The sequence below is a fragment of the Erwinia rhapontici genome, assembly GCF_020683125.1.
Lineage (GTDB): Bacteria > Pseudomonadota > Gammaproteobacteria > Enterobacterales > Enterobacteriaceae > Erwinia > Erwinia rhapontici.
Genome location: NZ_CP085627.1, coordinates 4,752,013 through 4,765,591 on the forward strand (window position 1 = coordinate 4,752,013; position 13,579 = coordinate 4,765,591).

13 protein-coding genes are annotated in these 13,579 nt (G+C 54.0%); 3 read left to right on the plus strand and 10 right to left on the minus strand.

All coding sequences use genetic code 11. The annotated features are described in order from the left end of the window. Positions 1–191: 191 nt before the first annotated feature. Positions 192–677 carry a transcription/translation regulatory transformer protein RfaH gene (rfaH, locus tag LJN55_RS21870; RefSeq protein WP_159338548.1) on the plus strand — a complete coding sequence of 162 codons (486 nt, stop codon included), beginning with the start codon at positions 192–194 and terminating at the stop codon, positions 675–677. Positions 678–715: 38 nt separating this feature from the next. On the opposite strand, the gene tatD is transcribed toward rfaH, so the two are convergent. The 9 genes from tatD to udp all read right to left on the minus strand — a co-directional run bounded on the left by tatD (position 716) and on the right by udp (position 8,801). Beyond that, a complete protein-coding gene (gene tatD / locus LJN55_RS21875) occupies positions 716–1,495 on the minus strand; it encodes a 3'-5' ssDNA/RNA exonuclease TatD (RefSeq protein ID WP_133846820.1) in 780 nt (259 codons plus the stop codon). Between the two features lie 81 nt (positions 1,496–1,576). Next, positions 1,577–2,341, minus strand: a complete 765-nt coding sequence (tatC, locus tag LJN55_RS21880) for a Sec-independent protein translocase subunit TatC (RefSeq protein WP_133846821.1) — start codon at positions 2,339–2,341, stop codon at positions 1,577–1,579. Positions 2,342–2,343: 2 nt separating this feature from the next. Then, on the minus strand, positions 2,344–2,877 hold the full coding sequence (gene tatB, locus LJN55_RS21885) for a Sec-independent protein translocase protein TatB (RefSeq protein WP_133846822.1): 534 nt from the start codon (positions 2,875–2,877) through the stop codon (positions 2,344–2,346). 3 nt (positions 2,878–2,880) lie between these two features. After that, positions 2,881–3,129 carry a twin-arginine translocase TatA/TatE family subunit gene (gene tatA / locus LJN55_RS21890; protein WP_133846885.1) on the minus strand — a complete coding sequence of 83 codons (249 nt, stop codon included), beginning with the start codon at positions 3,127–3,129 and terminating at the stop codon, positions 2,881–2,883. 116 nt (positions 3,130–3,245) lie between these two features. Next, on the minus strand, positions 3,246–4,883 hold the full coding sequence (gene ubiB, locus LJN55_RS21895; protein ID WP_133846823.1) for a ubiquinone biosynthesis regulatory protein kinase UbiB: 1,638 nt from the start codon (positions 4,881–4,883) through the stop codon (positions 3,246–3,248). Then, positions 4,880–5,485, minus strand: a complete 606-nt coding sequence (gene ubiJ / locus LJN55_RS21900; protein WP_159338547.1) for a ubiquinone biosynthesis protein UbiJ — start codon at positions 5,483–5,485, stop codon at positions 4,880–4,882. The genes ubiB and ubiJ overlap by 4 nt, the downstream gene beginning before the upstream one ends. Positions 5,486–5,497: 12 nt before the next feature. Further along, positions 5,498–6,253, minus strand: a complete 756-nt coding sequence (gene ubiE, locus LJN55_RS21905) for a bifunctional demethylmenaquinone methyltransferase/2-methoxy-6-polyprenyl-1,4-benzoquinol methylase UbiE (RefSeq protein WP_133846825.1) — start codon at positions 6,251–6,253, stop codon at positions 5,498–5,500. Positions 6,254–6,327: 74 nt separating this feature from the next. Beyond that, positions 6,328–7,863, minus strand: a complete 1,536-nt coding sequence (gene rmuC / locus LJN55_RS21910; protein ID WP_133846826.1) for a DNA recombination protein RmuC — start codon at positions 7,861–7,863, stop codon at positions 6,328–6,330. A 176-nt stretch (positions 7,864–8,039) separates the two neighbouring features. Continuing rightward, positions 8,040–8,801, minus strand: a complete 762-nt coding sequence (gene udp, locus LJN55_RS21915) for a uridine phosphorylase (protein WP_133846827.1) — start codon at positions 8,799–8,801, stop codon at positions 8,040–8,042. Positions 8,802–9,096: 295 nt separating this feature from the next. Between udp and LJN55_RS21920 the strand changes: the two genes are divergently transcribed. Further along, positions 9,097–9,933 carry a dienelactone hydrolase family protein gene (locus LJN55_RS21920; protein WP_133846828.1) on the plus strand — a complete coding sequence of 279 codons (837 nt, stop codon included), beginning with the start codon at positions 9,097–9,099 and terminating at the stop codon, positions 9,931–9,933. A 49-nt stretch (positions 9,934–9,982) separates the two neighbouring features. On the opposite strand, the gene metE is transcribed toward LJN55_RS21920, so the two are convergent. Further along, a complete protein-coding gene (gene metE, locus LJN55_RS21925) occupies positions 9,983–12,256 on the minus strand; it encodes a 5-methyltetrahydropteroyltriglutamate--homocysteine S-methyltransferase (protein ID WP_227535280.1) in 2,274 nt (757 codons plus the stop codon). Positions 12,257–12,507: 251 nt separating this feature from the next. Here metE and metR point away from each other — a divergent pair, with 251 nt between their 5' ends. After that, positions 12,508–13,446, plus strand: a complete 939-nt coding sequence (gene metR, locus LJN55_RS21930; protein WP_227535281.1) for an HTH-type transcriptional regulator MetR — start codon at positions 12,508–12,510, stop codon at positions 13,444–13,446. Positions 13,447–13,579 lie beyond the last annotated feature (133 nt).

Consider the following 13,579-nt stretch of genomic DNA (forward strand, 5'->3'; position numbering starts at 1 on the left):
CGTGCATAATAAGGATACGACACAGGTGTAAGGCGACAAGTTGATTCGATAATAACGGCGAATTCAGCGTTATCGTATGACGGAGTACCCTGTGAGCCAGGGGGATGAAACAGACTGATGCCGCCAATCTCGCTATATCTCTCAGAGCGATTTTGCTATTCTTATCGGACAGATAATTGGAAAGTGATGTTATGGAATCCTGGTATTTACTTTACTGCAAACGAGGTCAGTTACTGCGCGCAAAAGAACACCTTGAGCGCCAGGCCGTGCATTGCCTCAGCCCGATGATTGCTTTAGAGAAAACAGTGCGCGGTAAACGTACCCAGGTGAATGAACCGTTATTCCCTAATTATCTGTTTATTGAGTTCGATCCTGAATCCATTCACACCACAACCATCAGCGCAACGCGTGGGGTCAGCCATTTTGTCCGTTTTGGTAACCAGCCCGCCACCGTCCCGCTGGATGTGATTGTCGCGTTGCAAAGCCCTATCGAAACCGTCGTAGAAAGTGAGCTGCCGCAGCCAGGCGATACGGTAATTATTACCGAGGGTGCATTTGAAGGGTTGCAGGCGATATTCACTGAACCTGACGGTGAAGCCCGATCTATGCTGCTACTGAACCTGTTAAATAAACAGGTGGTACGCAGTGTGGGCAACCGCCAGTTTCAGAAGCTGTAATACGCATCATTCAGAGGCAAAAATAGCCCCAGGGCGTCTCACAGACCAAACAGTTTTCGTGCGTTTAACGCCGTTTGCTCTGCCAGTTCACCCGCATCTTCCCCACGCAGTAGTGCCACCTGTTGAACAATATGCGGTAAAAAACAGGGTTCATTGCGGCGCGATGCCGGACGTGGGTGCATATCACGCGGGAGCAACCAGGGCGCATCCGTTTCCAGCAACAGACGTTCTGCCGGGATCAACGGCATCAACTCGCGCAGCGCCTGTCCTCTTCGCTCATCGCACACCCATCCGGTAATTCCGATAGATAATCCCACTGCCAGACAGGCTTCCAGCTCTTCACGTGTCCCGGTAAAGCAGTGCAATACAGCCGCTGGTAGCTTAGGTAACCACGGCGTCAGGATCGCAATAAACCGCTCATGGGCTTCCCGGCAGTGCAGAAACACAGGCAGTGATAATTCGGCGGCCAAAGCGAGCTGGGCTTCAAAGGCGTAAGCCTGCTGTTCCGGTTCAGAAAAGTTACGGTTAAAATCGAGGCCACACTCCCCAATAGCGACAACCCGCTCGTTTTCTGCCAGTCGACGCAGCGTAGCCGCCGTTTCTCCCGACCACTCGCTGGCATGATGGGGATGAACGCCAGCGGTTGACCAGCAATACTTCGGATGCTGCTGTGCAAGGCTGCAAGCCTGCTGACTTTCCAGCGCATTGGTGCCCGTAATCAACATGCCGGTGACACCCGCTTCACGCGCACGTTTAACGACTTTTTCGCGATCTTTCGCGAACTGCGTGCTGGTCAGGTTTACACCAATATCAAACATAGTCTCTTCCATACAGTAACCGCCCTGACGGGCGGTTAATTTATTCAGATTGTTCTGCCGGTGGCAGCCGTTCGCGCATCGTTACTCCGATTCCGCGTCCTGTACTTCGTCTTCATCATCTCGACGGTTTTTACCCACGTAGAAGCGGGAAACAAAAACACCGACTTCAAACAGGCAGTACATCGGAATGGCCAGCAACGTCTGGGAGAAGATATCCGGCGGCGTCAGTAACATGCCCACGACAAATGCACCTACCAGCACATACGGGCGCTTCGCACGCAAATCTTCTGGCGTTGTTACCCCGGTCCAGCACAGCAGAACGATAGCAATCGGTACTTCGAACGACACACCAAATGCCATAAATAACGTCATCACAAAATCGAGATAGTTATTAATGTCGGTGGCAATCGTCACTCCCTGGGGCGCGGTCTTGGCAAAGAAACTAAACGCCAGCGGGAAGACAATAAAGTAGGCGAAAGCCATCCCCAGGTAGAATAGGAATGAACTGGAAAACAGCAGGGGCATAACCAGCCTGCGTTCATGGCGATACAACGCGGGCGCCACAAAAGCCCACACCTGGTAGAGGATAACCGGCACTGACAGGAACAAAGAGACAATGATTGTCAGCTTAATCGGTGCCAGAAAAGGAGAGGCGACATCCGTAGCGATCATACTGGCCCCGGCGGGCAATTGCTTGATCAATGGCGCCGAGACAAGTTGATAAATATCGTTGGAAAAATACACCAGGCACAGAAAAATGGCCAGAACAGCAATAATGCTGTTCAACAGGCGCTTACGTAGCTCAATCAGATGACTGATAAGCGGTTGGGTATCATCAACAGCCATATTTAACGTTCATCGCCTGGTTGTAGGGGTGGCACGGGTGCACGCGGAGCGGAAGACGCTGGCGGCTGTTTCGATTCAGATGGCATTGACGAGGCAGATTGCGTCACCGTGACAGGTGCCTGTGCAGGCGCACTTGCCTGGTGATCCGCTGCCGCTGGCGTGGCACCATCATGCGATTCTTGCGGATCTTTCACCAACGGATTATGGATAGTATGAGCTTCGTCATCCGCTTTTTCATTTTCGCCCAAGTAGGAGCGCTTCATTGAATCAGCCGTCTGTTTCAGCTCATCGACCGTCGCTTTCAGTTCAGGGGAGAGACTGTCTTTGCTGGCCTGTTCAATTTTTTTCAGGCCGTCCTGCAGTTCCTGAATTTTCAGTTCCTGGGCCAGCTCATTCTGAACGCTGGTTGCCAGAGAACGCATTGCGCGAATCCAGCCCATCACCGTTCTGACTGCAACAGGTAAACGCTGCGGACCCAATACCACCAGGCCAATAACGAATACCAGTACCAGTTCACCAAAGCCTATGTCGAACACGGATTACACCTTGTCGTTCTTGACGTCTTCTTTCTTCGCTTCAGTCTGCTGCGGTTCAGCCAGTTTGGCATTGAAGTCAGCATCATCATGAGCATGGTTTTTTTCTTTGTCGTCTTCATCGCTCATGGCTTTTTTAAAGCCTTTGATCGACGAACCGAGGTCAGAACCCAGTGAGCGCAGTTTTTTGGTGCCAAACAACAGAATCACCAGTACCGCGATGATCAACAAGTGTGGAAGTGTAATACCCATGATTACCTCTGATAACAATAAGTGATGCGGATTTCGAGTATATAACAGCTTATGTCTTACTTACGATGCGCAAACCTTGCCCCTTGCGCAATAAACTGCCTATTTACCTTTCATGACAATCAGTTTGTTCTGCGCCAGCCAACCAGCCAGGCAACCACGCCTGCGGCCATCAGCCCGGCAGAGAACATATCCCATTCAGGACGTGACAGCAGGATTGCCGTCCCACTCAGCAACAATGTAGCACCGACGCCAAACAGATAGCGCGACTGATGCTGCTTTGCACGCTCTCCTTTCAGATCGTTTGCCAGGCGATCGACACTGTGCCGCAAATGCTTATGCTGACGCAGGCTGTCATAAAATAGCTCTGGCAGCTCAGGCAATTTTTCTGCCCAGAACGGCGCTTTTTCTTTCAACGCACGCACAATGGCAGGAATCCCTACCTGGTCTTTAATCCAGTCTTCCAGGAAAGGCTTGGCCGTTTTCCACAAATCCAGCTGTGGATAGAGCTGGCGACCCACCCCTTCAACGTACAGCAAGGTTTTTTGCAGCAGAACCAGCTGAGGCTGCACTTCCATATTAAAGCGACGTGCCGTGTTGAACAGGTTAAGTAGCACATGTCCGAACGAAATTTCGGCCAGCGGTTTCTCAAAAATCGGTTCGCACACTGTGCGAATGGCGAATTCGAAATCTTCCACATTGGTATCGGGCGGCACCCAGCCGGAATCCACGTGCAGCTCGGCCACCTTACGGTAGTCGCGATTAAAGAAGGCAATGAAATTCTCTGCCAGATAGCGTTTATCTTCTTTGTTCAGAGAGCCAACAATACCGCAGTCAATGCCAATATATTGCGGATCTTCCGGATGTTCATAGCTGACGAAGATGTTACCGGGGTGCATATCCGCATGGAAAAAGCTGTCACGGAACACCTGGGTAAAGAAAACCTGTACGCCACGCTCGGCCAGCAGCTTCATGTTGACGCCATGCTGCTCCAGCGTCACCACATCGGAGATGGGAATACCGTAAATACGCTCCATCACCATCATATTTTCACTGCAGTAATCTGAAAAGACTTCCGGTATGTACAGCATCTTGCTGCTATCAAAGTTACGTCGCAGCTGGATAGCATTGGCGGCTTCGCGCAGCAGGTTCAGCTCGTCGAGCAGTGTTTTTTCATAGTCCGCCACCACTTCGCGTGGACGCAGACGGCGACCATCAGGTAACAAACGCGGCACCCAGCGCGCCAGGCGGTAAATCAATCGCATATCCGCTTTAATCACCGGCAAAATGTCCGGGCGGATCACCTTGATCACCACTTCACGGCCGTTCTCTTTCAGGGTTGCAGTATGTACCTGGGCGATAGAGGCAGAAGCCAGCGGGACAATATTGAAATCATCGAACTGGGTGTCGATAGGCGCACCCAGCGACTGTTCGATCAGTTTAAGCGCTTTAGCCCCATCAAATGGCGCGACGCGATCCTGCAACATCGCTAGCTGATCAGCGATCAACGGCGGAAACAGGTCCCGACGGGTCGACATCATTTGCCCAAACTTAATCCACACCGGCCCTAACTGCTCCAGAGACAAGCGTAAACGCTCGCCCAATGGCTTGTCTTTATGGCGGTTAGGCATCCAGAACAGGCATTTACGCCCCAGCCGTAACGGCAGAGTCAGGCGCATTTTCGGGATCAGTTCATCAAGACCGTAGCTGAGGAACACACGAATAATCAGATAGAGACGACGCAGTTCACCGAAGGTCATTTGACCTCCAGCTGGCTAAGGCGAGCATCTAACGCATCCAGCGAACGGGACAGCGCATCCACTTCTTCAGCAAACCACACCAGCTCAAGCGAACCCGGTGCCAGACGCCACTCTTCCGTCACCGTTTGTGACAGATAACTCTGTTTACGCTGCACATCACGGCGGACCGCGTTGAAACCACGTCGCGCGAACTGCGTGATGCCCTGGGCGGCGATATCACCGATCCAGGGCGCAAGATACTCTGCCGGGTCCAGTTCTGCCAGGTCCAGCAGGGCCGAAAACTGCTGCACAACCTGAAGGTCACCTTCAACTTCCAGCTCACCGCTGCGAATAAGTGTCGTCAGTTGCTGCCGATCACGCAGTTTTGACAGCGTGGCAAAGCGCGTCTTCACCGTACAATCCGGTGTATCACTCCATTCGCCAATCACGTCCACCTGCTGTTCACTGAAAATGAAGATAATCGGCTGCTTGAGCTCGGCCAGCACGATCGCCAGGCTGCGACCATTGAGACGTTGACGCGCCGCCTTAAGGCCACGATCGCGGTACAGCAAATGGTTAAGTGCGGTCTCCAGACTGGCGGTTAATAGCGGCGTTAATGTCATTCGTTTCCCTGCTTAAAACTTAAATCCGCGGTGCAAGGCAACAATGCCGCCCGTCAGATTGTGATACGTGGTGTTTTCAAAGCCAACGTCATTCATCATCTGTTTCAGAGTGTCCTGATCGGGATGCATACGGATGGACTCTGCCAGATAGCGATAGCTGCCTGCGTCTTTCGCGACCATTTCACCAATGCGCGGCAAAATATGGAATGAATAGGCATCGTACGCTTTGCTCAACGGTGCGAACTGCGGCTTGGAAAACTCCAGTACCAGCAAACGCCCACCCGGCTTCAGCACACGGAACATGGACGCCAGCGCTTTTTCTTTTTCAGTCACATTACGCAGACCGAAAGCGATAGTGATGCAGTCAAAATAGTTATCAGGAAACGGCAGTGCTTCGGCGTTGGCCTGCACATAATTCACGTTGCCGATAATGCCTTTATTGCGCAGCTTTTCACGGCCCACTTTCAGCATTGAGCTGTTGATATCGGCCAGCACGACTTCACCGGTTTCACCCACCAGGCGCGAGAATTTCGCCGTGAGGTCACCCGTGCCACCCGCCAGATCGAGAACGCGTTGCCCACGGCGCACGCCGCTGGAATCAATGGTAAAACGCTTCCAGATGCGGTGAATGCCGAATGACATCAGGTCATTCATCAGATCATATTTGGCCGCAACGGAATGGAAAACATCAGCAACCATATCGGCCTTTTCGTCTTTCGCAACGGTGCGGTAGCCGAAGTGGGTTGTGTCCTTTGATTCATCTGCCATTTGTTTTGCCTGCTCTACAATCAAATATTTGCCAAGTGTACCAGAGTCACGCAGGCCAGGCACTGGCCGCACGCTTATTCATTGATACGGCGTGATACTGCATCCGGCGAATATTCCGCCTTTTCTACAGGCGGCATATCATCATCGTCATCCACATCGTCATCAGCTTCTGGTAATGCCTGTTCCACCAGCCTTGGGTTAATCGGACGCTTCACTTCAACCCCCATCTGGCGGAACCCTTCTGTCTGAGCAATCAGATTGCCCCGACCTTCGGACAATTTTTTCATTGCCTGTCGATAGCTATCCTGAGCCTTATCAAGGTTCTGGCCGATGGCACTCATATCATCGACAAAAAGACGCATTTTGTCATAGAGCCGGGCGGCACGATCGGCAATACGCTGGGCGTGACGACTCTGGTGCTCATAGCGCCACAGATTATTGATGGTGCGCAGCGCCACCAGCAAGGTGGTCGGGCTGACCAGCATGATGTTCTGGTTCAACGCCTCGTTGATCAGCTCTGGCTGTCTGTCGATGGCCAGCAGGAAAGCGGGTTCCACCGGGATAAACATCAACACATAATCCAGCGAGCGTAAACCCGGTAATTGTTGGTAATCTTTTCGGCTTAGCAGGCGTAAGTGCCCACGGATCGCAGCGATATGCTCAGTGATTGCCAGTTCACGCGCTGCGTCATCATCACCGTTAAAATAGCGCTCATAGGCCACCAGCGTCATTTTGGCGTCAATCACCACATCCTTGCCCTGCGGCAGGCGTACGATCACGTCAGGCTGCATTCGCCCATTTTGCTCAAGCTGGATGTTAACCTGCGTTTCGTATTCATGGCCTTCACGCAAACCGGAAGCTTCCAGCACCCGGCTGAGGATCACTTCTCCCCAGTTACCCTGCGTTTTGTTATCTCCCTTGAGCGCCTTGGTCAGGTTGATCGCTTCCTGGGCCATCTGCGCATTCAGCTGTTGCAGGTTCCGTATTTCATGCGCGAGGGTGTGCCGTTCACGCGCCTCCTGGCCAAATCCTTCCTGAACCTGGCGGCGAAAGCCCTCAAGCTGTTCCCGCAGCGGCGTAATCAGGCCATGCAGGCTCTGACGATTTTGTTCATCCACCCGGCGGCCACTGTTTTCAAAGATGCGGTTCGCCAGATTTTCAAACTGCGCGTTAAGGCGCTGCTCACTGTTCACCAGCAGCCGCTGCTTCTCTTCCGCCGCCATGCGCGTCTCTTCCAGGCGGATGGTAACTTCGCGCAGTTCAGCCTCCTGCGAGGCATTGATCTCCAGCTGATTGCGCAGCTCACGATTGAGCTGCTCAGTTTCACCACGCCAGTGATCAAGCTGGTGCAGCTTCTCTCCGGCCGCTGCCAGTGAACCGTGCAGCTGACGCAATTCCTGCTCATTCTGTTTTTGCGTCAGGAGCTGGGCATCCAGCTGCTGCTGCTGACGCTGGCGTTCAGATTCCGCCAGTTCCACCGACTGCTGAAGCAAACGCCGCTCAGTTTCGCCGTTGGCCAGCTGCTGCTGGCTGCGGATCCCGGCGATTAACCAGCCCGCCAGCAACCCAACCAGACCAATACCGGCACCATATACGATTGTTGCATCCACCCTGCTTCTCCTGCTGAAACCCTGACAGGGGAAAAATAGAGGTGCACTGTATGAATGTCCAGATAAAAAGCAGTGAACGGGCAGCTTAGGGAGGGAATATCGAGGAGGATCTGAATTTTTTCACGGCGGGAAAAGGCATTGCAGGCCGTGCGTGAGCACGGCCAGAAGAAAAACGATTAGATCAGACGGCGGGCAGCCTCAACCACAATCTTCACCGCATCGCTCTCGGTGCGTTTCATGGTTTCTGCATCCGGGATTTCCTGCTGGGTGCGGTTGACGATAACCCCTGCCACCATCCCGGCACGCAGCCCCTGGCTGGCACACATGGTGAGCAGCGTGGCAGATTCCATTTCGTAGTTCAGTACGCCCATCTGCTGCCACTCTTTCATCGAGTTCTGGAAGCGGCTGACCACCCGTCCGGAGAAGGTGTCATAACGCTCCTGGCCCGGATAGAAGGTGTCTGACGAGGCGGTAATGCCAATATGGGTGGTCGCACCAGCCGCTTTAGCCGCGTCGACCAGCGCCGTGGTGCAGGTAAAGTCCGCCACAGCCGGGAACTCCAGCGGAGCAAAGTGCAGGCTGGCGCCATCAAGACGCACAGACCCCGTGGTCACCAGCACGTCACCGACGTTGATATCAGGCTGGATCGCGCCGGTGGTTCCCACGCGCAGGAAAGTACGTACTCCAAGCTGAGCCAGTTCTTCCACGGCAATCGAGGTGGACGGGCCACCAATACCTGTTGAGCAGACAATCACGGGTTTACCGGATAACTCGGCACGCCAGGTGGTGAATTCACGATGCGATGCCAGATGAACCGGATTGTCCATCAGGGCGGCAATTTTCTTCACGCGCTCCGGGTCGCCCGGCACGATGGCCAGTGTGGCGCCCTGAAGATCGGCTTTCGTTAAGCCAAGATGGAAAACGTCAGACTGTGCCATTTCAAACTCCTTTCACGGGAAGAGGGATAGTTAACGGGATGCTACTGTAAGGAAATCCGGCGAACATTTATGTGATTAACATCGATAATACAAATGAAAATTGCATTGATTACATTGTAAAAAGTGATGGATGTCACATTATTAAATCCGATCATGGCACTTTCACACATCCGGGCCTGTGGTTCAGGGCTATCTGGTGATAGAGATAGCCCGTAGTGAAACCTGATCCCATCGCATTACGGGCTATAGTTAAACCCTGAATGCCGATCGTACTTGTGCATGCACGGAGAGGATAATGAAAACCGACGATAACACGACGCAAGAATCGAGCAATAAAGGGTTTGCACCCGCAACAGGTCCTGCCGCAGCCACCACGATTATCACTGACAGTACCGATATTATTTCAGGTGAGACGTCCATTCCTACTCAGGGTGAGAACATGCCGGCTTTCCATGCGAAACCGCGCCATGCCGAAGGGCTGTTGCCGGTAGTGCTGGTGGTCCAGGAGATCTTTGGCGTACATGAACATATCCGGGATATTTGTCGTCGTCTGGCCAGTGAAGGCTATCTGGCGGTGGCGCCAGAACTCTATTTCCGCCAGGGTGATCCTGCGGATTACACCGACATCTCCACCCTGTTCAATGACCTCGTCAGCAAGGTCCCGGACAGCCAGGTACTGGCCGATCTCGACCACGTGGCAAACTGGGCGTCCCGTCATGGCGGGGATATGCGCAACATGGCTGCCACCGGTTTTTGCTGGGGCGGACGTATCACCTGGCTGTATGCCGCGCACAATCCGCAGCTAAAAGCCGCGGTCGCCTGGTATGGCAAGCTGGTGGGTGAAAAAACCATGAAGCAGCAGAAGCATCCGGTAGATATTGCCGTGGATCTGAATTCGCCGGTCCTGGGCCTTTACGGCGGCAAAGATGACGGCATCCCGCTGGAGAGCGTGGAGACCATGCGCCAGGCGCTGCGTGCGGCGAATGCTGACGCTGAGATTATCGTTTACCCCGATGCCGGGCACGCCTTTAATGCGGATTATCGTCCCAGCTATCACGCGGAGTCTGCTCAGGATGGCTGGCAACGGATGCTGGCATGGTTTAAACAGCATGGCGTGGCGCCAAAAGCATAAAAAAGGGGCGCCTCTTGGCGCCCATTTATGATCAGCAACAACATCGTCATCAGGCTTTTTGCGTGCTGCGCAGGTTCTGGGCCGCTTTCACCATGTTTGCCAGCGCCTGACGGGTTTCTGTCCAGCCACGCGTTTTCAGACCACAATCCGGGTTAACCCACAGACGTTCTGTCGGGATACGCTGTGCCGCTTTCAGCAACAGCGCTTCCATCCACTCCACGCTCGGAACGTTTGGCGAGTGAATATCGTAAACGCCGGGACCGATTTCATTCGGGTAGTCAAACTCTTCAAACGACTCCAGCAGTTCCATATCCGAACGTGAGGTTTCGATGGTGATCACATCGGCATCCAGTGCAGCGATCGAATCCATGATGTCGTTGAACTCGCAGTAACACATGTGGGTGTGAATCTGAGTGTCATCCTGCGCCACGGCGGCGTTTAAACGGAAGGCATCCACAGCCCACTTCAGATAGGCAGCCCAGTCGGAGCGATGCAGCGGTAAACCTTCGCGCAGTGCAGGTTCGTCAATCTGGATGATACCGATACCGGCTTTTTCCAGATCTTCCACTTCGTCACGCAGTGCCAGGGCAATCTGTTTTGCGATGGTTTCGCGAGACACATCTTCACGCGGGAATGACCAGCACAGGATAGTCACCGGGCCGGTCAGCATGCCTTTGACCGGCTTGTCGGTCAGAGACTGCGCATACTTCGCCCACTCAACGGTAATGGCTTGCGGGCGGCTGACGTCACCGATAATCACCGGCGGTTTCACACAGCGCGAACCGTAGCTCTGTACCCAGCCATTCTGCGTAAAGATAAAGCCATCCAGGTTTTCACCGAAATATTCCACCATGTCATTACGTTCCGCTTCGCCGTGCACCAGCACATCCAGACCTAAACGCTCTTGCTCAGCAATGGCCTGCTTAATATGTTCAGCGATGCCGGTACGATAGTGACTGCCGTCCAGACGCCCCTGCTTGAAATCAAGGCGCAGGCCGCGAATCTCGGTGGTTTGCGGGAAGGAACCGATAGTGGTGGTAGGCCAGGCAGGCAGTTGGAAACGCTCACGTTGCGCTTCAGCACGCACCAGGTAGCTGCTGTTACGCTGGCTGTCTTTGGCAGTAATCCCGGCCAGACGCTCACCAACGGCCGCATTGTGAACACGGGTGGAGTTTTTACGGGCGTGAACGGGCGCGCTCCAGGCCTCCAGTGATGCCGAGTCGTTGTTGTTCAGCGCATTGCTCAGCAGTGACAGTTCAGCACACTTTTGCAGCGCAAAGGCGAACCAACTTTTTACTTCATCATCCAGACGGGTTTCCACGCTCAGGTCGATCGGGCTGTGCAGCAGTGAGCAGGAAGAACCGATCCACAGCTGTTTACGGGCAGCGCTCAGCGGTTGCAGCCGCTCAAACCAGCGACTCAGATCCGCACGCCAGACGTTACGACCATTAATCACCCCGACTGACAGCAACCAGCTTGCTGGTACTTTGCTGTTGAGCGCAGAGATATCATCGTTACCGTGGACCAGGTCCACATGCAGCCCCTGAACCGGCAGTGCCGTAATGGTGTCAATGTTCTGGCCGATACTGTCGAAATAGGTGGTCAGCAGCAGCTTGCTGTGCCCCTGCAATGCAGCATAGGCGGGTTTGAAAGCAGCTAACCACTCGGCAGGCAGTTCCAGCGCCAGCGCGGGCTCGTCAATCTGCACCCATTCGATATCGCGTTTAGCCAGTTCGGCCAGCACCTGCTGGTAAACCGGCAGGATGTCTTTCAACAGGCTCAGGCGATCAAACTGATCCCCTTTCACTTTGCCCAGCCAAAGATAAGTTACCGGGCCCAGTAAGACAGGTTTAATTTTGTGGCCCAGCGCCAGCGCTTCGTCGACTTCATCCAGCAGTTGGGTCCAGGTCAGTTTGAACTGCTGACCCTGAACAAATTCAGGCACCATGTAGTGATAGTTGGTGTTAAACCATTTGGTCATTTCTGCGGCGGCGGCGGGTTCACCGGTCGGAGCGCGGCCACGACCAAGACGGAACAACGTATCGAGGTCAACTGAGCCCTCTTTATTCTGGTGGCGCGCGGGTACGTTACCCAGCATCAGGCTGGTGGTCAGCACGTGATCGTACCAGGCGAAGTCACCGACCGGCAGCAGATTCACACCTGCGTCTTTCTGCTGTTGCCAGTGGCGTGCACGAAGTTCACGGCCAGTCGTCAGCAGATCGTCCTGGCTGGTGGTGCCCGCCCAGTAGCTTTCCTGCGCTTTTTTCAGTTCGCGACGCAGACCAACGCGGGGAAATCCGAGAATGTGGTTCAGAATAGTCATCAGTTGTGCCTCGTTAAATTGTTCTTTACCGGGACCATCAAAATTGGCTGATGTCAGTGTGCACACAGCCAGCGCGCAAGAACCGGAGCGTACTGAAGTACGTGAGGATTCTGAGCACTGCCCGGGATGTAAAATGACAAGTAAACTCATCAGCGAATCATTTAGACGTCCAGATGTTTACACCGCTATATTGTGCAGGTACTGTATCAACCACAAGCGCAAAATATTCACTGTCGATGTGAAGGACTCTCATGATCGAACTTAAACACCTGCGGACGCTGCAAGCGTTGCGAACGACAGGTTCACTGGCGGCGGCGGCGGCCCAGCTTCATCAAACGCAGTCAGCGTTATCTCATCAGTTCAGCGACCTGGAGCAACGTCTGGGGTTCCGGCTGTTTGTACGTAAAAGCCAGCCGCTGCGTTTCACGCCACAGGGAGAAATTTTGCTGCAACTGGCGGAACAGGTGCTGCCGCAAATCCAGCAGGCATTGCAGGCCTGCCATGAACCGCACCAGACCACATTGCGCATCGCTATTGAATGCCACAGTTGTATTCAGTGGCTGACCCCGGCGCTGAACAATTTCCGCAAGAGCTGGCCGCAGGTGGTGATGGATTTCAAATCGGGGATGACATTTGACCCGCAGCCCGCCCTGCAACAGGGAGAGCTGGATGTGGTACTGACCTCCGATATTCTGCCGCGCAGTGGGCTGTTTTATTCACCTATGTTTGATTTCGAAGTCCGCCTGGTGCTGGCACCGGATCATCCCCTGGCGCAAAAGGCGCATATTTCACCGGAAGACCTGGCCAGTGAGGTGCTGATGATTTATCCGGTTCAGCGCCAACGCCTGGATATCTGGCGTCATTTCTTACAGCCGGCCGATGTCAGCCCAACGTTGAAAAGCGTAGACAACACGCTACTGCTGATTCAGATGGTGTCTGCACAGATGGGGATTGCTGCGCTGCCACACTGGGTAGTGGAGAGTTTTGAGCATCAGGGACTGGTGGTAACGAAAACGCTGGGAGAGGGCCTTTGGAGCCGCCTGTATGCGGCAGTGCGCGACGGTGAACAGCGTCAGCCTGTGATCGAAGCCTTTATTCGTTCCGCCCGCCAGCACGCCTGCGATCATCTGCCTCGGGTTCGTGATGCATCCCGTCCTGGCGTGCCACATCCTTCCATCAGCCATCCTTAGCATGCACGGCAGCCAGTCGACTACTGGCGTTACACGCTGACCCGCGCTCGTGACTCAGGGCAGCGCACGCCGCTAACGCAGATGCACCCTGAGGGACGACGAGTTATACTGCACTCACTGCAATTGTTTCACT

What these genes read in the sequence shown, in the direction of transcription:
- ubiB (WP_133846823.1), bottom strand. Translation starts at nt 4,883, where the DNA reads ATGACCTTCGGTGAACTGCGTCGTCTCTATCTGATTATTCGTGTGTTC.
- ubiJ (WP_159338547.1), bottom strand. Translation starts at nt 5,485, where the DNA reads ATGACATTAACGCCGCTATTAACCGCCAGTCTGGAGACCGCACTTAAC.
- rfaH (WP_159338548.1), top strand. Translation starts at nt 192, where the DNA reads ATGGAATCCTGGTATTTACTTTACTGCAAACGAGGTCAGTTACTGCGC.
- metR (WP_227535281.1), top strand. Translation starts at nt 12,508, where the DNA reads ATGATCGAACTTAAACACCTGCGGACGCTGCAAGCGTTGCGAACGACA.
- tatD (WP_133846820.1), bottom strand. Translation starts at nt 1,495, where the DNA reads ATGTTTGATATTGGTGTAAACCTGACCAGCACGCAGTTCGCGAAAGAT.
- LJN55_RS21920 (WP_133846828.1), top strand. Translation starts at nt 9,097, where the DNA reads ATGAAAACCGACGATAACACGACGCAAGAATCGAGCAATAAAGGGTTT.
- udp (WP_133846827.1), bottom strand. Translation starts at nt 8,801, where the DNA reads ATGGCACAGTCTGACGTTTTCCATCTTGGCTTAACGAAAGCCGATCTT.
- ubiE (WP_133846825.1), bottom strand. Translation starts at nt 6,253, where the DNA reads ATGGCAGATGAATCAAAGGACACAACCCACTTCGGCTACCGCACCGTT.
- tatC (WP_133846821.1), bottom strand. Translation starts at nt 2,341, where the DNA reads ATGGCTGTTGATGATACCCAACCGCTTATCAGTCATCTGATTGAGCTA.
- metE (WP_227535280.1), bottom strand. Translation starts at nt 12,256, where the DNA reads ATGACTATTCTGAACCACATTCTCGGATTTCCCCGCGTTGGTCTGCGT.